The sequence below is a fragment of the Arthrobacter sp. 49Tsu3.1M3 genome, assembly GCF_900168135.1.
Classification (GTDB): domain Bacteria; phylum Actinomycetota; class Actinomycetes; order Actinomycetales; family Micrococcaceae; genus Arthrobacter.
Window position 1 is genome coordinate 19,673 of sequence record NZ_FUZD01000014.1, and the last position, 21,297, is coordinate 40,969.

Below are 21,297 nucleotides of genomic sequence, written 5' to 3' on the forward strand. Positions count from 1 at the left end.
CTTTACGCTTCTCCTCTGATCATTCGAATAAACAGTTCATGCACGCGCTTCTCCCCCGTCACTTCCGGGTGGAAGGAGGTGGCCAGCAGCTTGCCGGAACGCACTGCAACAATTCTAGCCGTCCCGTCGAGGGATTCGGGGTGGCCGGCCTTGGACGGTTCCACCTGGGCAAGGACTTCGACGCCGTCGCCGACGCGCTCCACCCAGGGCCCGCGGATAAAGACGGCGTGGACCGGGGCCACTGCCCCGCCGGCGGCGCTGAACTCGAGGCCCCTGAAGTCCAGGTCCGTCTCGAAGGACTCGCGCTGCCGGCCGAAGGCGTTGCGGCGCACGGTGATGTCGAGTCCGCCGAACGTCTGCTGCGGGTTTCCGGCCAGGTCTGTCGCCGGATCCGCGATCTCATCCGCCAGCAGGATCATCCCGGCGCACGAGCCGTAGACGGGCAGGCCGGCCTTGATGCGTTCGCGCAGCGGATCCCGGAGCCCGAAGATCCGGGAGAGCTTGTCAATCGTGGTCGATTCGCCGCCGGGGATGATGAGCCCGTCCAGGCCGTCGAGTTCGGCGGGGCGCCGGATCCCGACGCCGGCGGCGCCGGCGGCTTCAACGGCATGCAGATGCTCCCGGAAATCGCCCTGAAGCGCCAGGACGCCGATCCGGAGGCCCGAACCCGCGCGGGATTCAGGGGAAAAAGAGGGGGTGGTCATCCCCACAGCATAATGCTCTGCACCGCACTGTACGCATGGAAGGAGCATGGAAGGCGCATGCAACGGCCCCGGGCGTCCGGGTTCCATGCCGCTGCTGGGATATATTACAGAGCATGCTTTACTTCAGCGTTCCGCTCGGCAAGTTCGTCCGCCGGGTCTCCCGGCTCCGGGGCGGAGGCTCGGCCCTCCCCGGGCTAGTGGTCGAAAAAATCGACCCCGATTTCATGCGGCGGACGCTGTCCACCCTGCCGCTGGGGGTCGCCGTCGTCAGTGGCACAAACGGGAAGACCACCACCACCAAGATGGTGGTCGAACTGCTCGAGAGCCAGGGGCTGAAGGTCTTCACCAACCGCACCGGCAGCAACTTCACCCGCGGCGTGGCCGCGGCGCTCCTGGGTGAGGTGGACTGGCGGGGCCGGCTCGATGCCGACGTCGCGGTCCTGGAATTGGATGAGGCGCATGCCGTGCACTTCGTCAACAAGGTCCCGCCGCGGTACAGCCTCCTGCTCAATGTCCTCCGCGACCAGCTGGACCGGTTCGGTGAGATCGACAAGACCGCCGAACTGCTCCAGCACATCGCCTCCAAGACCACCGGGACCGTGGTCCTGAACCGGGAAGACCCGCGCGTCGCCCGGATCGCCCAGACCCTGGACGGGCCGGAGGTGCTCTACTTCGGGCTCGACGATTCGCTGCTGAGCACCTTCCCCAACGACGACGACATGCGGGCCGCCCCGGGCAGCCCGGTGCCGGCCGCCCCCGCCCGGCCCGCCGCCGACGTCGTGCTGCGCCGCGTGGGCGCCGACGACGCCGATTTCGAGTATGACGGCGCGACGGTCACCACGGGGATGAAACTGCGCGGCGTCTACAACATCTTCAATGCCGCCGCCGCACTGACCCTGGCCCGCGGCGTCTCCGGCGCCCGCGGCGCCGGGACCGACCAGGCCGGCCTGCTCACGGCACTGTCCAAGGTGGCGCCGGCGTTCGGCCGCGGCGAAAGCCTCGTGGTCGATGGCCTGCCGCTGGAACTGGTCCTGGTCAAGAACCCCAGCGGCTTCCGGCTCGGCCTCAAATCATTCCCCGCCGCCGGGTACGCCACGATGATCGCGATCAACGACAACTACGCAGACGGCCGGGACATGTCCTGGCTCTGGGACGTCGAATTCGACACGCTCCGCGACGGCGGCGTGGACCAGCTCACGGGCTCCCGCGCGTATGACATGGCGCTGCGGCTGCAGTACGACGACGTCGCGATCGGCGCCGTCGACACGGACATTGCGCCGGCACTGGCAGCGTTCATCCGCGGCGGCGAGGGCAAGCCGAAGAGGATCTTCTGCACCTACACGGCCATGCTGGCCATCCGCCGCGAGCTGTCCAAAATCACCACAGTGGAGGTGGTCTCATGACCCCCCGGTCCCCCGAAACCCCGCACGAGCTCTCCTTCGGGCACGAACTTCCGCCCGAAGGCTCCGCGGCCCCCAGCAAGGGAACCATCCGGGTCCTGCAGCTCTACCCGCGGGACATGAACATTTACGGCGACTGGGGCAACGCCCTGGTCCTCGCGCAGCGCCTGCGCTGGCACGGCTACACGCCGGAACTGCTCGAATACAACGTTGGTGACCCGTTCCCGGAAGACGTTGACCTGATCGTCGGTGGCGGCGGACAGGACAGCGGACAGCTTGTCATCCAGGACGACCTCCTCTCGCGCGAGTCCACCCTGAAGCAAATGGCCGACGACGGCACCCCGATGCTCGTGATCTGCGGGCTGTACCAGCTGTTCGGGAAATTCTTCAAGACCCGGCTCGGGTCCGTCCTCCCGGGAATCGGCATCCTGGACGTGGAAACCCACGGCACCGACGAGCGCCTGATCGGCAACGTCACGGTCTCCTCCCCCGAATTCGGCAGCATCCTCGGCTACGAAAACCACAGCGGCCAGACCACGCTGGGACCGGGCGTCGAACCGCTCGGGACGACGGCCAAAGGCACCGGCAATAACAGCACCGACGGCCAGGAGGGCGCCCGCTACCGCAACATCGTGGCAAGCTACCTGCACGGCTCGCTGCTGCCCAAGAACCCGGCTCTCGCCGATTTCCTCATCCGGACCGCCGTCGAACGCAAATACGGCAGCTTCACCCCGGGCACGCCGGATGACTCCTACGCGGTGCTGGCGCGCGAACACGCCGCCCGCCGGCCCCGCTGACCCCGGTGGCGGGCGCCGGCGGCGGCACGATCCGGATTGGGCGCGACACCCCGGAGCGGGAGGACGTCCTGCAGCTTCTGGGCGAACACCTCGCCGACATGTACGCGACCTCCCCGCCGGAAAGCGTCCATGCCCTTGATCCCGCCGCGCTGGCCGGACCCGGCATCAGGTTCTGGACCGCCCGGCAGGACTCCCTGCTCTTGGGCTGCGCGGCGCTGAAACACCTGGCTCCCGGCGACGCCGAGATCAAGTCGATGCGGACCGCGAATGCGGCCCGCGGGCGCGGCGTCGCCTCGGCGTTGCTCCGCCACCTCCTGGCCGAGGCCCGGCGCAGCGGCTGCGAACGGCTGTTCCTGGAGACGGGGAGCCAGGAGTTCTTCGCCCCCGCGCGGCGGCTGTATGCGCGGCACGGCTTCACGGACTGCCCGCCGTTCGCCGGCTACGAAGCCGACCCCAACAGCGTCTTCATGAGCCTGCACCTCGGCGCCGGGTAGCTGCCCGGCAGCGTTCCATGGTCCCGGTCTGCCCTTATCGGCTCCGGACGAAGGCCAGGACGTCACGCGGCACCCGCCTGCTCGATCCGGCCCGGAGGTGGCCCCATCGCTCGTAGACGATCAGGGTGCAGTCTGGAATCAATTCCGCGGTTTCCTCCGCAACGGTCCTCGGGAAGAACGGGTCCCGGCCGCCGCAGAGCAGCAGGACGGGCGGACGAATGAGCGGCAGCACCGCCCGCGCATCGAACGCCAACTCGGCCCGCGCCTCCGTCAGGACGTCCGCGGCGGGGCACCCGGAGGGGTCCAGCACCCGCCGGCCGACGACAGGTCCCAGCAGTTCCCGCAGCCAGCGGGTCCGCGGACCCGGTAAGAGGTACTCGGCCAGGACCGTCCCGGCGCGGCCCGGGTCACCGGCAGCGACGGCGGCGGCCATCCGCTCGTCCACGTCCTTGCCCCACGCGCTCAGTTCGGCCGCCGTCACCACCATCGCGATGTGCCCGAAGGACTGCGGATGGCGGGCGGCGAGGTACTGCCCGATCATCCCGCCGAATGACTCGGCCACCACCAGGCCCACCCGGCCGCCGAACTCCTCGGCGATCAGCTGGGCGTAGTCGTCCGCCATGTCGGCGCTGGTGTGCGACGCCGGCATGTTCCGCCGGCGGGTGACAATCCATATGGAGTAGCCGGCCTCCTGATAGGCGGCAAACTCCCGCCGGAACACTCCGCGCAGCACCCCCTGGGGCACGAAGCTCCCGGGTCCGCCCTGGAGGAACAAGAGCGTCTTCGGGCCCCGTCCCCACGTCAGGTATTCCATCCCGTTGCGGAACGTCCCGCTCCGGGAGTCCCGATCCCGCCGGTTTGCCCGGGCCATGACGCCGCCGGCCTACGGTGCTATCTGCGGCGTCGGCTGCGTCGTCGGCTGCGGCTGCCGCAGCAGCTCCGCGAACTCCGCCGGTCGGGACGCCGGCCACCAGTGGCCGCCGTCTACCCGGATCACCGTGAGGTCATCCACCCAGGACTCCAGTCCCTCCACGAGGTCCGGCGACAGGAAGGAATCCTTCAGCGGCACGACCACCTGGACGGGCAGCGTCACGCTGCCGCCGGCCGGCCAGTTCACGGCCGAGAAGAAATTTGCACGGTAAAGGGCCAGGCCGCGGATGGGATCATCGCCGACGTCGCGCTTGGCCGTCTGGGCGTAGCGTTTGGTGAGGAAGAGGCGCCAGGCGGCCTCCGGCAGCTTCGGCACAAGGAACGCGGCGATGTACCAGCTGCGGGCCAATTGTCCGGCCAGCTGCGGCCACGCCCTGGGACGTGCATACCGGCTGTGCACCCAGCGGGCGAAGTGCCGCAGGTCCGGGCCCGAGACGGACGTGTACCGGCCGATCAGGCCCGCGGCCCTGGGGTCCTGGACGGCGGCCCAGCCCTGGATCGATCCCCAGTCATGGCCCACAAGATGGACATCCGCGGCTCCGACGGCGGCCAGCACGGCGAACATGTCATCCACGAGCGTCTTCAGGGTGAAGTCCCCGGGGAGGCCGACGACGGCGGATGCGCCCGCGTTCCGGGTGTCGTAGGCGACGACGTGGTGGCTTCGGGCCAGATCGCGGATGGCCGGCAGGAAGACCTGATGATCGTCCGGATAGCCGTGTACGAGCAGCAGCGTCGGCACTTCCGGTCCCGGCTCACTGCCGTACTCGAACACGGCAAGCTCGGCCCCGCTGGACGCGACGGTGCGCCGTCGTTCGTTGATCATCTCCATGCCGCCCAAGCATAGGGCCCCGGGGCGTTCTGGCTAAACAGCACCAAAGGGCTGCGGTGGCAGTCGATCAGGCTGGAGGTGGACCGACGTGTCCCCGGCGGTGTGTCCGCGGCGGCGAGGCGGCATCCGGCCGCGCGGCCTTCCGGTGGCGTTCCGGTCGTGCTCCCCCATGCCGCTCCTCCTGGGGTGGGCGGCATCACAACACACGGAGGCAATCGTTGAGAAGCGGCCGCCTGCATGAAAGAGTCATTTCATGACCAATCCCCTCCTGAGCCCCAGCACCCTGCCCTACGGACTGCCGCCGTTCGCGGACATCGAAGACGCGCACTACGCCGAGGCCGTCGAGGCCGGCCTGGCCGAGCACCTTGCCGAAATCCAGGCCATCGTGGACACCCCGGCGGCCCCGACCTTCGAAAACACGGCCCTCGCCATGGAACGCTCCGGCCGGCTCCTGGACCGGGCCGCCGCCTCCTTTTTCACTCTGGTTTCCGCAGACGCCTCAGACACCATCCGCGACCTCGAGACCCGCCTGTCCCCGCTCTTTGCCGCCCACCAGGACGCCGTCTACCTCAACCGCGGGCTCTACGAGCGCTTCGCGGCGCTGGACGCAACGGTCCTGGACGCGGAGTCCGCCCGGCTCGTGGAGGAATACCTCAAGGAGTTCCGGGCCTCCGGTATCCAGCTCGACGACGCCGGCCAGGAGCGCCTCAAGGACGTCAACGCCGAACTTTCCCGGCTCGGCACCGAGTTTGGCCAGCGCGTCAAGGAGGGCATGAAGTCCGCTGCCCTGCTGCTGGATGACGCCGTGGACCTCGCGGGCCTGCCCGCCGACGACGTCGCCAGCGCTGCCGAGGCCGCCCGGACCGCCGGGCACGAGGGAAAGTTCCTGCTGACCCTGATCCAGCCGAGCAACCAGCCAGCCATGGCCGCGCTGGCGAACCGGGAGATCCGCCGTCGCCTCTACGAGGCCTCTATCGGCCGCGGCAGTGACGGCGGCAGTTTCGATGTGCTCGACCTGGTCAAGGACATGGTCCGGCTCCGCGCCGAGAAGGCCGGCCTTCTCGGGTTCGCGAACTTCGCCGAACTCAGCGTGGACCGGCAGACGGCACCGGACTTCCAGGCCGTTCAGGCAATGATGAGCCGGCTGGCCCCCGCCGCCGTCCGCAATGCCGACGCAGAGGCAGAGGCGCTGTCCGAGGCCGCCGGCCACCCCCTCGAGGCCTGGGACTGGGCGTATTACTCTGCCACGGTCAAGCGGGAGCGGTATGCCGTGGACGAACAGGCCCTGCGCCCCTACTTCGAGCTGGACCGGGTTTTGAATGATGGTGTGTTCTTCGCGGCGAACGCCCTGTACGGCGTCACCTTCCACGAACGCACCGACCTGGCGGGCTACCACCCGGACGTGCGCGTCTGGGAGGTAAAGAATTCGGACGGCACGGACCTGGGCCTTTTCCTGGGCGACTACTACACGCGGGAGACGAAGCGCGGGGGCGCGTGGATGAATTCCCTCGTGGAGCAGTCAGGGCTCTTGGACACCCGCCCTGTGGTGATCAACAACCTCAACATCTCCAAGCCGCCGGCCGGCGAGCCCACCCTGCTGACGCTGGACGAGCTCCGCACCACCTTCCACGAGTTCGGCCATGCCCTGCACGGCCTGTTTTCCGCCGTCACCTATCCCCGGTTCTCCGGCACGAACGTGCCGCGGGACTTTGTGGAATACCCTTCGCAGGTCAACGAAATGTGGATCATGTGGCCCGAAGTCCTGGCCAACTATGCCCGGCACCATGCCACCGGCGAGCCCCTGCCGCAGGAGACCGTGGACAAGCTCAACGCCGCCCAGCTCTGGGGCGAAGGCTTCGGCACCACGGAATACCTCGGCGCTGCCCTGCTGGACCTGGCGTGGCATGTCCTGGACGGCTCTGACATCCCGGATGACGCCGTCGAATTTGAAGCGAAGGCGCTGGCCGCGGCCGGCGTGGCGCACAGCCTGATCCCGCCGCGCTACCGGACCGGCTACTTCCAGCACATCTTCGCGGGAGGCTGGTATGCCGCAGGCTACTACTCCTACATCTGGAGCGAGGTCCTGGACGCTGACACCGTGGAATGGTTCAAGGAAAACGGTGGCCTCAGCCGCGCGAACGGCAACTTCTTCCGCGCCGAACTGCTTTCCCGCGGCAACAGCCGAGACCCGCTGGAGTCCTTCCGCGCCTTCCGCGGCCGGGACTCGGATCTCGGGCCGCTGCTGAAGCGCCGCGGCCTCGACTAACCCCATCGGTTGCTCCGTAACCGCCGTTTTGAACCCTCTAAACGGCGTTTACGGAGCAATCGACGGGGAAAAACGACGACGGCGGGTCACCTAAGAATGGTGACCCGCCGTCGTCGGGGATAAAGCTTTACTGCTGTTACCAGCCGCGCTCGGCGAGGCGGTGCGGCTGCGGGATCTCGTCGACGTTGATGCCGACCATGGCCTCGCCCAGGCCGCGGGAGGCCTTGGCGATCTCGTCCGGGTCGTCGTAGAACGTGGTGGCCTTCACGACGGCGGCGGCACGCTGGGCCGGGTTGCCGGACTTGAAGATGCCGGAGCCGACGAACACGCCGTCGGCGCCGAGCTGCATCATCATCGCGGCGTCGGCCGGGGTGGCGATGCCGCCGGCGGTGAACAGCACCACCGGGAGCTTGCCGCTCGCGGCAACTTCCTTGACCAGTTCGTACGGGGCCTGCAGTTCCTTGGCCGCGACGTAGAGCTCGTCCTCGGCCATGCCGGCGAGCTTCTTGATCTCGGCGCGGATCTGGCGCATGTGCGTGGTGGCGTTGGAGACGTCCCCGGTGCCGGCCTCGCCCTTGGACCGGATCATCGCCGCACCCTCGTTGATGCGGCGCAGGGCCTCGCCCAGGTTGGTCGCACCGCAGACGAACGGAACGGTGAAGTTCCACTTGTCGATGTGGTTGGTGTAGTCCGCCGGAGTCAGGACCTCGGACTCGTCGATGTAGTCAACGCCGAGGGACTGCAGCACCTGCGCCTCGACGAAGTGCCCGATCCGGGCCTTGGCCATGACGGGCACGGACACGGCCGCAATGATCTTGTCGATCATGTCGGGATCGGACATGCGGGACACGCCGCCCTGGGCGCGGATATCGGCCGGAACTCGTTCCAGCGCCATCACGGCCACGGCACCGGCGTCTTCGGCGATGCGGGCCTGCTCGGCGTTGACGACGTCCATGATGACGCCGCCCTTGAGCATCTCAGCCATGCCGCGCTTGACGCGGCTGCTGCCCGTGACGTTCTTCGCGGACGCGCCGGCTTCGCTGCTTACATCAGGTGTAGACACAAAAACCCCTATGGGTAGATAGATGACCTCGCCGGGGCGCGGACGGCACGTTCATGCCGTGTCTCGCACACACCGGATTACCGGATCCATTGGCCGGTAAAGCTAATACTATCCCCCGGCCGGGGCGCGGCAGAATTCGGGTTACAGCAGTCGAATCTCGCGCGGGAACAGGGATCCGGCGCGGCCGCCGGGGCGCCGTGCGGCGCCGTCAGGCCGGACGTTCCGTCGCGGTACCTTCAGGTTCCGCCAGCGACTGGCGGTGCACTGTCACGATGCGCTGGATCACGGTCACCAGGCTCGCTGTCGCGAGCAGGCACAGCGTCACGAAGAGCACCACCGGGGTCAGGCCCAGTCCGGTGAGCCCCGTGACCACCAGCACGGACACGAGGCGCTCGGCGCGCTCGGCTATGCCCACGTTGGCGTGGAAGCCCAGGGCCTCGGCCTTGGCCCGCGCATAGGAGACCACCATGCCGAGCACCAGGCAGAGAATGGCGGCGACGGCGACGGCCGGGTTGGCGCCACCGGTGAAAAACCAGACGGCGACGCCGGCGAACAGGGCGCCGTCGGCCACGCGGTCAAGGGTGGAGTCCAGGAAGTTGCCCCACCGGCCGCCGCGCTGCTGCATCCGGGCCATGATGCCGTCAATAACGTCGGAGAAAATGAAGGCCGTGATGAACACGGTCCCCCAGAAGAGCTGCCCGAGCGGGTAGAACACGAGAGCGCCGATCACGACGCCGAGCGTGCCGACCACGGTCACGGCGTCGGGAGAGACCCCGATCCTTAGGAGCCAGCGGGCAACCGGGGAAAAGAGGGCGGTGAAGAAGCCCCGGGCGTGCCTGTTAAGCATCCTTCTCCCCGGCTGTGTCCTGCTGCGCTGGTATTTTCTGTTCCGGCATTTCCTGCGGCCATGCGTCGGCGACCTGCTGACGGACCTCGCCGAGGGTCTGCGTGACCGCTTTGGTCTGGGCAATGATGGGGAAGAAATTTCCGTCTCCGCCCCAGCGCGGCACCACGTGCTGGTGCAGGTGGCCGGCGATGCCCGCCCCGCCGGTGACGCCCTGGTTCATGCCCAGGTTGAAACCGGAAGGGTTGGCGACTTTGCGCAGCACCCGCATGGCCGTCTGGGTCAGTTCGGCAAATTCCGCCGTTTCCTCGACCGTGAGGTCCGTGTAGTCCGGGATGTGCCGGTAGGGGCAGACCAGCAGGTGGCCCGGGTTGTACGGAAAGAGGTTCAGCACCACGTAGCTCGTCCTTCCCCGGTAGACGATCAGGGAGTCCTCATCGCCCCGCTCGGGCGCGGCGCAGAACGGGCAGTCGTCCGGGTTCTTGAACTGGTGCTGGCCGCCCTTGATGTACGCCATCCGGTGCGGGGTCCACAGGCGCTGGAAAGCGTCCGGGACCCCGGCCAGGCTGAAGTCGTCCGTCACGGCGTGGTCGCCCGGATATTCCGGTCCGGCCCCTGTGGTTTCCTGCACGCGCTGCCCTTCCGTCTGCCTAGCTGGTCCGGTTTCGGACAGCGTCGACGATCCGCTGCACGGCCTCGGCCACGGGCACGCCGTTGTCCTGGCTGCCGTCGCGGAAGCGGAAGGACACGGCTCCCGCCTCGGCGTCGTCCCCGCCGGCGATCAGCACGAACGGGATCTTGTCCTTGCTGGCCGTTCGGATCTTCTTCGGGAAGCGGTCCGAGGAGATGTCCACTTCGGCGCGGATGCCGGCGGCCTTGAGCTGGTCCACGACGTCGAACATGTAGTCGTTGAAGGCCTCCGCCACCGGGATGCCCACGACCTGGACCGGTGCCAGCCAGGCGGGGAAGGCACCGGCGTAGTGCTCGGTGAGCACGCCCATGAAGCGCTCCACCGAGCCGAACAGGGCGCGGTGGATCATCACGGGCCGCTGCCGGGTTCCGTCGGCGGCCTGGAACTCGAGTTCGAACCGCTCGGGCAGGTTGAAGTCCAGCTGGATGGTGGACATCTGCCAGGTGCGGCCCAGCGCATCCTTGGCCTGGACGGAAATCTTGGGGCCGTAGAAGGCGGCTCCGCCCGGATCCGGGATGAGCTCGAGCCCGGAGGCTTCGGCCACCTCGGCGAGGGTGCGGGTGGCTTCGTCCCATGTTGCGTCGTCGCCGACGAACTTGTCCTCGTTCTTGGTGGAGAGCTCGAGGTAGAAGTCGTCCAGGCCGTAGTCCTTGAGCAGGCCCAGGACGAAGTTCAGCGTGCTGGTGAGCTCATCCTTCATCTGCTCGCGGGTGCAGTAGATGTGGGCGTCATCCTGGGTCATGCCCCGGACGCGGGTCAGGCCGTGCACCACGCCGGACTTCTCGTAGCGGTAGACCGAGCCGAACTCGAAGAGCCGCAGCGGCAGTTCGCGGTAGGAGCGGCCGCGGGACCGGAAGATCAGGTTGTGCATGGGGCAGTTCATCGGCTTGAGGTAGTAGTCCTGGCCGGGCTTGCGCACGGTGCCGTCCTCGTTCAGTTCCGCGTCGATGTGCATCGCCGGGAACATGCCCTCGCGGTACCAGTCCAAGTGGCCGGAGACCTCGTAGAGGTGGCCCTTGGTGATGTGCGGGGTGTAGACGAAGTCGTAGCCGGCGTCGACGTGGCGCTGGCGGGAGTAGTCCTCCATGGCCTTGCGGATAATGCCGCCCTTGGGGTGGAAGACCGGCAGGCCGGAGCCGAGCTCGTCCGGGAAGGAGAACAGGTCAAGCTCCGCGCCGAGCTTGCGGTGGTCGCGGCGCTCGGCCTCGGCAATGCGCTCCTGGTAAGCCTTGAGCGCGTCCTTGGTGGGCCAGGCGGTGCCGTAGATGCGCTGCAGCTGCTGGTTGTTCTGGTTACCCAGCCAGTAGGCGGCCGAGGAACGGGTCAGGGCAAAGGCGTTGGAGATCAGCTTGGTGTTCGGCAGGTGCGGGCCGCGGCACAGATCGCACCAGATGCTGTCGCCGCTCTTGCGGTCCACGTTGTCGTAGATGGTGATGTCGCCGGCGCCGACTTCGACGTTGACGCCTTCGCCGGCCTCGGCGGCGTCGTTCTTCCTGCCCAGCAGTTCGAGCTTGTAGGGCTCGTCCTTCATCGCCTCGCGGGCCTCGTCCTCGGACACCACCCGGCGCACGAACTTCTGGTTCTGGTTGATGATCTTCTGCATCATCTTTTCGAGCTGGCGGAGGTCTTCCGGAGTGAAGGGTTCCGCGACGTCGAAGTCGAAGTAGAAGCCGTCCGTGATGTAGGGGCCGATGCCGAGCTTGGCGTCGGGGCGCAGCTGCTGCACGGCCTGGGCCATGACGTGGGCCGTGGAGTGGCGCAGGACGTTGAGCCCGTCCGGGGAATCAATGGTGACGGCCTCGACATTGGCGTCCTCGGGGAGGGGCTGGTCCAGGTCCTTCAACTCGCCGTTGACGCGGGCCACAACGACGTCGCGGCGCTCAAAGAAGAGTTCCGCGCCGGTGGTCCCGGTAGTCACCTTGGTCTCTTCGCCGTCGACGAGAAGGGTGATCTGCTGGGCATCTGACACGGGTGTCTCCTATTCAAAGTTAAGGCTTCGTAGCTTGTGGCGTACGGGGACCACAGCCAGCCTCGTCCATGCTATCGGTTTCTCCAGAGGCCAACCAACGCGCCACGAGCGCAACGGTGGACACGCCGATGGCCGGTCAGCCGCCCAGCCCGGTGATGGCGAGGTTCCTGCTGATCCCGTCCAGGGGGCTGGACAGGGGGCCGGCCAGGTAAGGCTCCTGCCGGCCGGTGGCGCCGGGAGCCGACGCCGGGAACGGGAGGGTCTCCGGGCGGCTGAGGTCCCAGGCCATGGAGGCGCTGATGCTGATCCCCCGCGGCCCGGTCCGGCGGGTGGTGCCGCGGATCAAAAGCAGGCGGGTGCCGAACAGCAAGGGTCCGGACTGCTCCTGCGCCTCGTGGAAGAACACCGAATCCACGCAGCCCGTGCCGTCGTCGACGCTGATGAACACCACCCGCCGGCCGCCCCGCATGGGCGGTGTCTGGGTGGCCACCCGGACCCCGGCAACCAGCACCTCCGTGCCGTTGCGCAGTCCCAGCAACTTGTCCGCGGTGGTGACGCCCAGCCGGTCCAGCAGCGGGCGGTGGCTGGTCATGAGGTGCTCGCTGACGTCCACGGCCATCAGGTCCAGTTCCGCCCGGACGTTGTCCACCATGCTGGGCGCGGGCAGTGCCGCCTTGAGGTTCGTCAGCTCCACGTCCCCCAGCGGCAACGCCAGCTGGCCCTCAATGACCTCCACGCCCTTCCGGAGGGGGCGGGCCTGGAGTTTCTGCAGGTGCTGGACCAGGTCCGCCCGGTTGGCGGCTCCCCCGGACGCCCGGTGCAGCGAATCGAACGCGCCCAGCTGGGCCAGCCGCTGGATGCTGGGCCGGCTGAGCCGAGACCTGGCGCGCAGGTCCGCCAGGGAGTCGTAGGGCTGGCCGGCCACAATCCGTTTCAGCTCGGCGCCGGAGAGTCCGAAGATGCCGTTCAGGCTCAGCCGGATGCCCAGCCTGCCCCGGTCCGGCCCGGATTCCACACGCTCCACCCGGTACTCGGCCTGGCTCCGGTTGATGTCGAGGGGAAGGATGGGGATCCCCAGCCGGCGGGCCTCGGCCACGAGCAGGCGTTTGGGGTACATTCCAGGGTCGTGTTCCCACAGCCCGGCGAGGAACGCCTCCGGGTGGTGCGCTTTCAGCCAGGCCGACTGGTAGGTGGGCACGGCGAAGGCGGCTCCGTGAGCCTTGCAGAACCCGAAGCTGCCAAAGGCCTTCAGCGTGCCCCAGACCTTGTCCACCACTTCGGGACTGTAGTTCCGGGCACGCGCCTCCTTCCGGAAGAACTCCTCAACCCTGGCTTCAAGCACTTCATTGCCCAGCGCACGGCGGAACTCGTCGGCCCGCGCCAGCCCGCACCCGGTCATGACGTCGAAGGTCTTGAGGATTTGTTCGTGGAAGACCGTGACCCCGTGGGTCTCTTTCAGGACAGGCTTGAGGTCGGGATGCGGGTAGACCTCGGGGGCGAATCCGTGCCGGTGCTCCAGAAAGGGCCGGACCATGTCGGATTTCATCGGACCCGGGCGGAACAGCGAGATGTCAATGATGAGATCGTTGAATTCCCGGGGGGCCAACTTGCCGATCAGTTCGCGCTGGCCAGGGGACTCGATCTGGAAGCAGCCCAGGGTGTGGGTGCTGCGGATCAGTTCATAGGTTGGCTCGTCATCGAGCGGGACCGCGTTGAGGTCGATGCGCCCGTCCACTGAGATGTAATCCGGCCCCGTCCCGTCCGGCCCGGCCGGATGCGCACCGGCGGCCATCACCTCGGCCTTGGAGGGGTGGAGCCGGATCACCTCCCGGACGGCGAAGGCCATGGCGCTCTGCATCCGGACGCCCAGGACATCGAGTTTGAGCATGCCCATGGGGTCCATGTCGTGCTTGTCGAACTGGCTCATGGGCAACCCCAGGCCGCTGGGCTGCACGGGGGTGCGGTCCAGCAGGGTGGCGTCGCCGAGGATGACGCCGCAAGGGTGCATGGAGATGTGGCGGGGCAGCCGGTCCAGCCGCTCCGTGAGGTCCACCAGCAGGTCCAGCTGCTGGTTCTCGAAGTAGCCGCGTTGCTCCACCCGGTCCGCGAATTCCTTCAGCTCGGGTTTCTCCACGAGGGCTTCGCGGAAGTGCCGGGCCGAGAACCGCCACAGCTGCTTGGCGATTTCCCCGACCTCGCCGTCGTCCATGCCCAGGGCCAGGCCGGCGTCGCGCACGGCACCGCGGGCGCGGTAACCGTTCTGCATGCTCATCAGCGTGACGCGTTCGGCTCCGAAGCGCTCAAAGATCTTCCGGTAGACGTTGTGCCGTTCGGCGCTTTCGACGTCGATGTCGATGTCCGGCAGCGTGGCACGGTCGCGGGAGAGGAAGCGTTCAAAAATGAGGTCGTGCTGGAGCGGGTTCACCTGGCTGATGTCGATCAGGTAGTTGACCAGGCTGGAGGCCCCCGAACCGCGCGCGGCCGCCCGGACGCCCAGTGCCAGGATCATCCGGGAGACCTCTGCGACGGTCAGGAAATACGAGGCGAAGCCCAGCGAGTCGATGATCCGGAGCTCGTGTTCCAACCTGGCCCGCAGCTGCTGTTCCCGCTGCCCGGAAATGCCCGGGAAGCGGCGGCCGATGCCGGCCTCACACCGCAGGGTAAGTTCGGCGAGCGCGTCGCCGTCGATCCCGATCACCGAGGCCTCCGGGACCACGGGCTGTTTCCAGCCCATGTCGGCTTCAGGATCCATGCGGCAGCGGTCCGCGAGCGCCTCGGTCTGGGCCAGGAGCCGCTTGAGGTCCGCTGTGCCGTAGCCGGCGGCGTGGATGATCTCCTTGCCCAGCTGCAGCATCCGGGCCGCCGATTTGAGCCAGCCCTGCCCGTTGGGCTGCAGCAGCGGGGCGGCGGAGAGCTCGGGGAGGGATTTCAGCGTCCGGGCCGAGTCCAGCACATCGGCGGTGGCCGCGCCGTCCTCAGCCACGTACCGCACGGCGTTGCTCAACACGGCGGGCACCCCGTGTTCTGCGGCGAGTTTGAGCATGCGCACCGCGTGCGCGGTGCTCAGCGGTTCCCCGGGCGGGCTGAGCTGGGACACCACCTCTGCCGCCAGCGTTCCGGGGGGCATGGCGTCCAGCCAGCGTTTGAACAGGGTGCGGGGCCGCAGGTAGCGCCGGCCGCCCATGGCCCGGCCGACGTCGGAGTCCGGGCCGATCAGCACTGTCAGGACCGGCTTCAGGGTTTCCGGGTGCAGGGTGCGGGAGGCCAGTTCCGCCCGGGTGACCGCCACCGGCACTACTCCCCCGGCCTTGCCCGTGGTGCGGGCGTGGGCGTCGGAGATCAGCCGGCACAGCGCCCGGTAGCCCGCACCGTTGTTGCGTCCGTGCGCCAGCACGACGACGCGTCCCCCGAGCTGGGTGCGGTGGTCGCCGTCGTCGTCAAAGACCGCAAGGTCCACCCCGACGATTGCATCCAGCCCGGCGGCCATGCACGCCTTCAGGTGCTTGACGGTCCCGTACAGGCCGTCACGGTCCGTACAGGCCAGTGCGGTGGCGCCGTCTGCGGCGGCCGCAGCCGCAAGCTCATCCGGCCAGGAGACGCCGTAGTGGGCGCTGAACGCGGTGGAGACGTGCAGATGGGTGAAGGTCATGCTGATTCGGGCTTCCGGAGGGGCTGCAGGGCGTCGTGGATCTTCAGGAGCCGCCACCGGCCGCTGCCGACATGCCGGGTCAGGTCAAGGGTGAGGGTGGACTCCGCGGCATGATCCCCGGCCGCACGCACCTGGACCCGCCAGATCTCGTGATCCACCAGGCCCGCCCCGCTTCCGAGTGGCGCCCGGCGTTCCTCGGCCCACCACTGGCGGCGTTCGTACCAGCGGACGGGATCCGCGCAGACCGTGTAGCGCCGGCCGGCCCAGTCGAGGCGCAGTGGCTGGCCGGAAGGCGTGCAGACGACATCCACGGACTCGCTGAAAATGCCCACGTTGCCTCCCGACCCAGTCCGGGCTGGAGCCGGCCCAGTTCCCGCTTCGACTTCCTACGTCCATTCCGCTTTCAAAGCAATGAGTTTATTCGAACATATCTTCGAATAAATAGAGTCTACGCCGCGGAGCCGGCAAAACCCAGATCGGGGGTGGACGGACGATTGCACAGGTAGCAGGATTGAGCCATGAGCTCCCATATCGCACTCCTGAAGCACGTAAAGATCGCCGCCAAGAATTCAACCTTGGTGGCGACCTTCGATATAGACGGAAATATCCCGGGGCAGGGCGCCTACGTGGTGGGCCTGCTGGCAGCCGGGCCGGACTACTCCCATCAGCGCAGACTGGGCATTGAGTTCATGAACGGCGAGGCCGTGTCCTTCTACTACTTCAACCATGACGGCACGGAAGAGAACTTCGACCTCAAAGGCGTGGAACACTCAGGAAACACCATCACGGGAAACTTCCCCATCGCGACTGTGCTTGGCCTGCCCAAGGGCCATCTCATGACGGCCTTCAGCGATTGTGACGGCCGGGACTACCAGGCCAACGTGCCTGTCGAAGAAGCCCTCTAGGCAACTTCTAGGAGCTGGACTTATACACTTCCAGCTCGAGCGTGATGAAGGCATCGATCATCGCCCGGTAGGTCTTCTCGACTAGTTCGACGTCGATGTCCTTCTTTTCCGCCGTGGCGCGGACGTGTTCGATGACCCGCTCCACACGCCCGGGCGCACGGACCTCGGCGCTGTCCGCCTTGAGGGTCCCGGCGATCCGGATCAGCCGTTCCCGGCGCCCGATCAAGGACACGATCTGCTCGTCCACCTCGTCAACAGCCACCCGCACGGCGGCGAGCTGTTCGCGGTCGGCCTGGGCGGCCTTGTCGTCTGCGTGATTTGTGGGCATGTGCATGACAGTATCGAAAGATGCAGCCACGAGTCGACTTCATATCGCTAGGTGTCCGCAGTGTTGACGCCTCTCGCCGCTTCTACGTCGATGGCCTCGGATGGCCGGTCCACCGGGAAGTCCCCGGGGAGGTGCTCTTCATCCAGGTCAACCACGGCCTCATCCTCTCGCTCTGGGACGCGGGTCAAATGCAGTCCGAGGCGGCCACCGATCCCCCTGCCGGCATTGCGTGCATCACGCTCAGCCACAACCTGGCCGGCACGGCGGACGTCGACCGGGTGATGGCCGAAGCCGAGACCGCGGGAGCCCGCATCGTTGCAGCGCCGAAGACCCAGCCGTGGGGCGGCTACACCGGCTACTTCGCCGATCCCGACGGCTACCGCTGGGAAGTCGCGTTCAACCCCGACTGGTCGGTCGACGGCGGCGGCAAAGTAACGCTCTAACCTCAGGTGGCCAGCGCCCCATGCCGGGGCAGCGCCGGGCAGCCGCCAGACAGGCCGGGGCACCCGCTAAAACAGGCTCCCCACCGGCTGGATGAGTTCCGGCGAGTCATTCCTGACGTTCCCGACGGCAGTGCCGACGGCGTCGATCGTCCAGCCTTCCGCGACGTCGTGCGCCCCGGCCCGGACCAGATCCACGAGCCCGGCCGCGTCATCGGCCTGCGGGTCCAGCCAGGTCTGCATGGTCTCGCGGTTCATGGGCAGCGGAACCCTGTCGTGCAGCGCGGTCAGCTCGGCCAGCATCCCCCCGGCGTAGCCCTCCGGCGGCGAGTCGGTGGTCATGATCGAGGTCGAGAGCATCCAGCGCTCCGGGTCGCCCTCCGCCTTGGACGGGTCCCGCCACCACTCATAGAGCCCAGCGAAAACAATGGGGCGTCCGTCCTTGGGATGGACATAGTAGGGCTGCTTGGTGCGGCCCTCACCCTTCCACTCGTAATAGCCATCCGCCGGGACGGCGCAGCGACGGGCGCGGGTCGCTTTCCGGAAGGCGGGCTTCTCCAGCACGGTCTCGCTGCGGGCATTGATCATCTTGGACCCGATGCCCGGGTCCTTGGCCCAGGACGGCACCAGGCCCCAGCGCGCAATGTGCAGTTGGCGGACCGGCTCTCCCTCCACAAGGCGTTCGAGCAGGATCGGCACATCCGCCGTCGGGGCCACGTTCCACGACGGCGGAATCGCGATCTCATCCTCCAGCGCGGCATCGAACTCGGCCAGCAGGTCTCCGACGGCCCGGGCCATCACGTAGCGTCCACACATGGCACCAGCATGCCACCGCACCCATCCCATGTCATCCGCCCACCCTCCCGGCCGAGCCCGCCCGAGGTCGCCGGAAACCTGCGAATTCGCCGGAGCTTTGCGGCGACTCCGCCGCTTTCCCGCGAATTCGCGTCCGACGCCATCGTGGGTAACGCGCCTGCGGGAATAGCGGGCTGCGGGGTACGGTTGTTGGCAGTGACGTACGACTTCAGTGGGCGCCCGGCCCGACACGCCGGCCCCAACCACCAGCTTGAGGAGAACTTCGTGGACTTCACCCCCGAATCCGGCACCATCACCATGTTTTCGACCACGTGGTGCGGCTACTGCAACCGGCTGAAGAAGCAGCTGGACGCGCAGGGCATCGGGTACACCGAGATCAACATCGAGGAAGTCGAAGGCACGGCCGATCTCGTCGAGCAGCTCAACGGAGGCAACCGCACCGTCCCCACCGTGCTGTTCCCCGACGGCACCGCCGCCACCAATCCCTCCGCAGCTGAGGTCAAGAGCCGGCTCGCCGCCTAGGCCCTTCCTGCGTCCTAGGACACCACCACACCACGACGGCGCGGCCTCCCAAGGGCCGCGCCGCCGCCCGTTGTGCCAGCAACCAGTAAGTTGTGCCAGCAATCCGCGTTCCAGAGCAGAGGAGCTTGTTTCATGGTCCATAAGGTCAAAGCCGCAGTAGTCCGTTCCAAGAATGCCGACGTCACCCTGGAGACGATCCTGGTGCCGGACCCGGGCCCCGGCGAGGCCCTCGTGGACATCCTCACCTGCGGTGTCTGCCACACCGATCTGCACTACAAACAGGGTGCCATCAACGACGACTTCCCCTTCCTGCTCGGCCACGAGGCCACCGGCGTTGTCAGCGCCGTGGGACCTGATGTCACCGAGGTCGCCCCCGGGGACCGCGTGGTGCTGAACTGGCGGGCCGTCTGCGGCGAGTGCCGCGCCTGCCGCCGGGGCCAGCCGCAGTACTGCTTCAATACCCACAACGCCACCCAGAAAATGACGCTGGAGGACGGCACGGAGCTGACGGCCGCGCTGGGCATCGGCGCCTTCGCCGAAAAGACCCTCGTAGCGGCCGGCCAGTGCACCAAGGTGGACGACGACGCCGATCCCGCCGCCGTCGGCCTGCTCGGCTGCGGCGTCATGGCAGGCATCGGCGCGGCGATCAACACCGGAAACGTCCAGCGCGGCGATTCGGTCGCCGTGATCGGCTGCGGCGGAGTCGGCACGGCGGCCGTCGCCGGCGCGGCGCTCGCCGGCGCCACCACCGTGATCGCCGTCGACATCGACGCCAAGAAGCTCCAGCGCGCCAAGGACCTCGGCGCCACCCACACGGTGGACTCCGCCGCCGTCGACCCCGTTGAAGCGATCCGCGAACTGACCGGCGGTTTCGGCGCCGATGTGGTGATCGACGCCGTCGGCCGCCCGGAAACATACAAGCAGGCCTTCTACGCCCGGGACCTCGCCGGCACGGTGGTCCTGGTGGGTGTGCCGAGCCCCGAGATGACCCTGGAACTGCCGCTGCTGGATGTGTTCGGCCGCGGCGGCTCGCTGAAGTCCTCCTGGTACGGCGACTGCCTGCCTTCGCGTGACTTCCCCATGCTCATCAGCCTCTACCGGCAGGGCAAGCTGGACCTGGACGCCTTCGTGACGGAGCGGATCACGATCGACCAGATCGAGGAAGCCTTCACGAAGATGCACGCCGGCGCCGTGTTGCGCTCAGTGGTGGAGCTGTGAACGCCGGCCCTGCGGGCATCCGGATCGACCGGCTGGTGACCTCCGGGACGTTTTCCCTCGACGGCGGCACCTGGGATGTTGAGAACAACGTCTGGATCCTCGGGGACGACGCCGAATGCGTCATCATCGACCCGGCCCACGATCCCGCCGCTGTGGCCGCGGCCGTCTCGGGCAGGAAGGTCACGGCAATCCTGCTCACGCACGGCCACGATGACCACATCAGCGCCGTGGGCGAGGTCCGGGCGCTCGTGAACGCGCCCGTGTACCTGCACCGGGACGACTGGATGCTGTGGGAGCGGGTGTTCCCCGGCACCGAGCCTGACCACGCCATTGCCGACGGCGACACGTTCGACGTCGCAGGGGCAAGGCTCGTGGCACTGCACACCCCCGGCCACTCGCCCGGGTCCGTGTGCTTCCTTCTCGAGAGCGAGGGCACCGTGCTTAGCGAAAAAACTGTGTTCAGCGGGGACACGCTGTTCCAGGGTGGCCCCGGGGCGACTGGCCGTTCCTTCAGCGATTTCCCGACCATCATCGAGTCCATCCGGACCCGGCTCCTTCCGCTCCCGGCCGACACGACGGTCCGGACCGGCCACGGGGATCCCACGACGATCTGCGCCGAAGCACCGCACCTTGAGGAATGGATCGCCCGCGGCCACTGACCGCGTCCACGGAAAAGGCCGGTCCGCTGCTTCCGGACCGGCCTTTTCCGCCATAGGATGTGGGCCCATGAGCTCTCGCCCCAGCATGGATCCGGCAACACTGGCCGCGGACCTGCGTACCCAGTTCGATGCATTCCTCGATGAGCATCGTGCGGACCTGCACGCCTGCCTGGACGGGCTCACCGAAGAGGAGGCCCGGGCCTCGCTGGTGCCGTCGCGGACCACCCTCCTGGGACTGGTCAAGCACGCCGCCTTCGTGGAGAAGGTCTGGTTTGACGAGGCCATCACGCGCCGGCCCCGGGCGGAGATCGGCATCCCGGCCACCCCCGACGAATCGTTCATCCTGGCGGACGACGACACGATCGCGGGCCTTCAGGCAGCCTACCTCCAGGCCTGCGGGGACTCACGCCGTCGGGCCGCTTCCCTCGGCCTTGACGACCTTGTCAGGGGCAACCGGCGCGGCCCGCTGCCGTTGCGGTGGGTCTACCTGCACATGCTCAGGGAACTCGCCCAACACTGGGGCCACGCGGACATTCTGCGCGAGCAGATCCTCGCTGCGCGAACCTGACGGCAAAGGCCGCCCGGTCAAGGTTCTAAACCAGAAGAACGGCATTGAACCATGGGTGCTGGTGAGCGCGGATGCGGCCACCCCCGATTGGTTTTCACAGGGCCGCATCCGCGCTGGTCTAGGGAAACCCGGGCTCAGGCTCTGGCGTACCCGATCTAAAGGCGAACGCCGTGACCGGGACTGCAGCACTGCCTGGGACAACGAC

General features: G+C 67.7%; 21 protein-coding genes. 10 read left to right on the forward strand and 11 right to left on the reverse strand.

Annotation, left to right across the window (positions count from 1 at the left end; all coding sequences use genetic code 11):
- Window positions 1–2 precede the first annotated feature (2 nt).
- Entirely contained in the window at window positions 3–704 is a 702-nt protein-coding gene (pdxT, locus tag B5X90_RS14455) for a pyridoxal 5'-phosphate synthase glutaminase subunit PdxT (protein WP_079554204.1), read from the reverse strand.
- Between the two features lie 113 nt (window positions 705–817).
- Between pdxT and B5X90_RS14460 the strand changes: the two genes are divergently transcribed.
- Genes B5X90_RS14460 through B5X90_RS14470 form a run of 3 tightly spaced genes read left to right on the forward strand, consistent with a single transcriptional unit; the run spans window position 818 to window position 3,395 of the window.
- Complete coding sequence (locus tag B5X90_RS14460) at window positions 818–2,107, forward strand: Mur ligase family protein (RefSeq protein ID WP_079554206.1); 1,290 nt, start codon at window positions 818–820, stop codon at window positions 2,105–2,107.
- Complete coding sequence (locus tag B5X90_RS14465) at window positions 2,104–2,901, forward strand: type 1 glutamine amidotransferase (RefSeq protein WP_079554208.1); 798 nt, start codon at window positions 2,104–2,106, stop codon at window positions 2,899–2,901. Before B5X90_RS14460 ends, B5X90_RS14465 begins: the two co-directional genes overlap by 4 nt.
- A gap of 5 nt (window positions 2,902–2,906) precedes the next feature.
- A complete protein-coding gene (locus B5X90_RS14470; protein WP_079554210.1) occupies window positions 2,907–3,395 on the forward strand; it encodes a GNAT family N-acetyltransferase in 489 nt (162 codons plus the stop codon).
- 34 nt (window positions 3,396–3,429) lie between these two features.
- Here B5X90_RS14470 and B5X90_RS14475 read toward each other — a convergent pair whose 3' ends face one another.
- Together B5X90_RS14475 and B5X90_RS14480 are read right to left on the reverse strand one after the other, a co-directional pair.
- Window positions 3,430–4,209 carry an alpha/beta fold hydrolase gene (locus tag B5X90_RS14475; protein ID WP_179129156.1) on the reverse strand — a complete coding sequence of 260 codons (780 nt, stop codon included), beginning with the start codon at window positions 4,207–4,209 and terminating at the stop codon, window positions 3,430–3,432.
- A gap of 69 nt (window positions 4,210–4,278) precedes the next feature.
- The gene (locus B5X90_RS14480) at window positions 4,279–5,154 is read right to left on the reverse strand and encodes an alpha/beta fold hydrolase (RefSeq protein WP_256860252.1); all 876 of its coding nucleotides are present in this window, start codon (window positions 5,152–5,154) and stop codon (window positions 4,279–4,281) included.
- 253 nt (window positions 5,155–5,407) lie between these two features.
- Between B5X90_RS14480 and B5X90_RS14485 the strand changes: the two genes are divergently transcribed.
- Window positions 5,408–7,420 carry a M3 family metallopeptidase gene (locus B5X90_RS14485; RefSeq protein ID WP_079554214.1) on the forward strand — a complete coding sequence of 671 codons (2,013 nt, stop codon included), beginning with the start codon at window positions 5,408–5,410 and terminating at the stop codon, window positions 7,418–7,420.
- Between the two features lie 136 nt (window positions 7,421–7,556).
- On the opposite strand, the gene pdxS is transcribed toward B5X90_RS14485, so the two are convergent.
- From pdxS to B5X90_RS14515, 6 genes are all read right to left on the reverse strand, one after another.
- Window positions 7,557–8,483, reverse strand: a complete 927-nt coding sequence (gene pdxS / locus B5X90_RS14490) for a pyridoxal 5'-phosphate synthase lyase subunit PdxS (RefSeq protein WP_079554216.1) — start codon at window positions 8,481–8,483, stop codon at window positions 7,557–7,559.
- 208 nt (window positions 8,484–8,691) lie between these two features.
- On the reverse strand, window positions 8,692–9,330 hold the full coding sequence (pgsA, locus tag B5X90_RS14495) for a phosphatidylinositol phosphate synthase (RefSeq protein WP_079554218.1): 639 nt from the start codon (window positions 9,328–9,330) through the stop codon (window positions 8,692–8,694).
- A complete protein-coding gene (locus B5X90_RS14500) occupies window positions 9,323–9,958 on the reverse strand; it encodes an HIT family protein (protein ID WP_079554220.1) in 636 nt (211 codons plus the stop codon). The genes pgsA and B5X90_RS14500 overlap by 8 nt, the downstream gene beginning before the upstream one ends.
- Window positions 9,959–9,977: 19 nt before the next feature.
- Window positions 9,978–11,987 carry a threonine--tRNA ligase gene (gene thrS, locus B5X90_RS14505; RefSeq protein ID WP_079554222.1) on the reverse strand — a complete coding sequence of 670 codons (2,010 nt, stop codon included), beginning with the start codon at window positions 11,985–11,987 and terminating at the stop codon, window positions 9,978–9,980.
- A 136-nt stretch (window positions 11,988–12,123) separates the two neighbouring features.
- Window positions 12,124–15,636, reverse strand: coding sequence for a DNA polymerase III subunit alpha (locus B5X90_RS14510; protein ID WP_079554224.1), 3,513 nt, complete (start codon window positions 15,634–15,636; stop codon window positions 12,124–12,126).
- Window positions 15,633–15,968: a DUF6504 family protein gene (locus tag B5X90_RS14515; RefSeq protein ID WP_079554226.1), complete on the reverse strand. Its 336-nt coding sequence runs from the start codon at window positions 15,966–15,968 to the stop codon at window positions 15,633–15,635. Before B5X90_RS14515 ends, B5X90_RS14510 begins: the two co-directional genes overlap by 4 nt.
- Before the next feature lie 186 nt (window positions 15,969–16,154).
- Here B5X90_RS14515 and B5X90_RS14520 point away from each other — a divergent pair, with 186 nt between their 5' ends.
- Complete coding sequence (locus B5X90_RS14520) at window positions 16,155–16,541, forward strand: hypothetical protein (protein ID WP_018773194.1); 387 nt, start codon at window positions 16,155–16,157, stop codon at window positions 16,539–16,541.
- 7 nt (window positions 16,542–16,548) lie between these two features.
- Here the strand turns inward: B5X90_RS14520 and B5X90_RS14525 are convergent, their stop codons facing one another.
- Window positions 16,549–16,875 carry a chorismate mutase gene (locus tag B5X90_RS14525; protein WP_028277548.1) on the reverse strand — a complete coding sequence of 109 codons (327 nt, stop codon included), beginning with the start codon at window positions 16,873–16,875 and terminating at the stop codon, window positions 16,549–16,551.
- Window positions 16,876–16,889: 14 nt separating this feature from the next.
- Here B5X90_RS14525 and B5X90_RS14530 point away from each other — a divergent pair, with 14 nt between their 5' ends.
- Window positions 16,890–17,312: a VOC family protein gene (locus B5X90_RS14530; RefSeq protein WP_079554228.1), complete on the forward strand. Its 423-nt coding sequence runs from the start codon at window positions 16,890–16,892 to the stop codon at window positions 17,310–17,312.
- 66 nt (window positions 17,313–17,378) lie between these two features.
- On the opposite strand, the gene B5X90_RS14535 is transcribed toward B5X90_RS14530, so the two are convergent.
- Window positions 17,379–18,125: an SOS response-associated peptidase gene (locus tag B5X90_RS14535; protein ID WP_079554230.1), complete on the reverse strand. Its 747-nt coding sequence runs from the start codon at window positions 18,123–18,125 to the stop codon at window positions 17,379–17,381.
- Between the two features lie 264 nt (window positions 18,126–18,389).
- Here B5X90_RS14535 and B5X90_RS14540 point away from each other — a divergent pair, with 264 nt between their 5' ends.
- The 4 genes from B5X90_RS14540 to B5X90_RS14555 all read left to right on the forward strand — a co-directional run bounded on the left by B5X90_RS14540 (window position 18,390) and on the right by B5X90_RS14555 (window position 21,092).
- The gene (locus B5X90_RS14540; RefSeq protein WP_011692168.1) at window positions 18,390–18,647 is read left to right on the forward strand and encodes a mycoredoxin; all 258 of its coding nucleotides are present in this window, start codon (window positions 18,390–18,392) and stop codon (window positions 18,645–18,647) included.
- Window positions 18,648–18,779: 132 nt separating this feature from the next.
- A complete protein-coding gene (locus B5X90_RS14545; protein ID WP_079554232.1) occupies window positions 18,780–19,865 on the forward strand; it encodes an S-(hydroxymethyl)mycothiol dehydrogenase in 1,086 nt (361 codons plus the stop codon).
- The gene (locus B5X90_RS14550) at window positions 19,862–20,524 is read left to right on the forward strand and encodes an MBL fold metallo-hydrolase (RefSeq protein WP_079554234.1); all 663 of its coding nucleotides are present in this window, start codon (window positions 19,862–19,864) and stop codon (window positions 20,522–20,524) included. The genes B5X90_RS14545 and B5X90_RS14550 overlap by 4 nt, the downstream gene beginning before the upstream one ends.
- 67 nt (window positions 20,525–20,591) lie before the next feature.
- Window positions 20,592–21,092, forward strand: a complete 501-nt coding sequence (locus B5X90_RS14555; protein WP_079554236.1) for a DinB family protein — start codon at window positions 20,592–20,594, stop codon at window positions 21,090–21,092.
- Window positions 21,093–21,297: the final 205 nt, after the last annotated feature.

Bases quoted from the DNA above. Each gene is read 5' to 3' on its own strand.
- B5X90_RS14520 (WP_018773194.1), top strand. From the start codon at position 16,155: ATGAGCTCCCATATCGCACTCCTGAAGCACGTAAAGATCGCCGCCAAG.
- B5X90_RS14460 (WP_079554206.1), top strand. From the start codon at position 818: ATGCTTTACTTCAGCGTTCCGCTCGGCAAGTTCGTCCGCCGGGTCTCC.
- B5X90_RS14485 (WP_079554214.1), top strand. From the start codon at position 5,408: ATGACCAATCCCCTCCTGAGCCCCAGCACCCTGCCCTACGGACTGCCG.
- B5X90_RS14480 (WP_256860252.1), bottom strand. From the start codon at position 5,154: ATGGAGATGATCAACGAACGACGGCGCACCGTCGCGTCCAGCGGGGCC.
- B5X90_RS14475 (WP_179129156.1), bottom strand. From the start codon at position 4,209: ATGGAATACCTGACGTGGGGACGGGGCCCGAAGACGCTCTTGTTCCTC.
- pdxT (WP_079554204.1), bottom strand. From the start codon at position 704: ATGACCACCCCCTCTTTTTCCCCTGAATCCCGCGCGGGTTCGGGCCTC.
- B5X90_RS14545 (WP_079554232.1), top strand. From the start codon at position 18,780: ATGGTCCATAAGGTCAAAGCCGCAGTAGTCCGTTCCAAGAATGCCGAC.
- B5X90_RS14535 (WP_079554230.1), bottom strand. From the start codon at position 18,125: ATGTGTGGACGCTACGTGATGGCCCGGGCCGTCGGAGACCTGCTGGCC.
- B5X90_RS14530 (WP_079554228.1), top strand. From the start codon at position 16,890: ATGCAGCCACGAGTCGACTTCATATCGCTAGGTGTCCGCAGTGTTGAC.
- B5X90_RS14555 (WP_079554236.1), top strand. From the start codon at position 20,592: ATGAGCTCTCGCCCCAGCATGGATCCGGCAACACTGGCCGCGGACCTG.
- pgsA (WP_079554218.1), bottom strand. From the start codon at position 9,330: ATGCTTAACAGGCACGCCCGGGGCTTCTTCACCGCCCTCTTTTCCCCG.
- B5X90_RS14525 (WP_028277548.1), bottom strand. From the start codon at position 16,875: ATGCACATGCCCACAAATCACGCAGACGACAAGGCCGCCCAGGCCGAC.
- B5X90_RS14510 (WP_079554224.1), bottom strand. From the start codon at position 15,636: ATGACCTTCACCCATCTGCACGTCTCCACCGCGTTCAGCGCCCACTAC.
- B5X90_RS14465 (WP_079554208.1), top strand. From the start codon at position 2,104: ATGACCCCCCGGTCCCCCGAAACCCCGCACGAGCTCTCCTTCGGGCAC.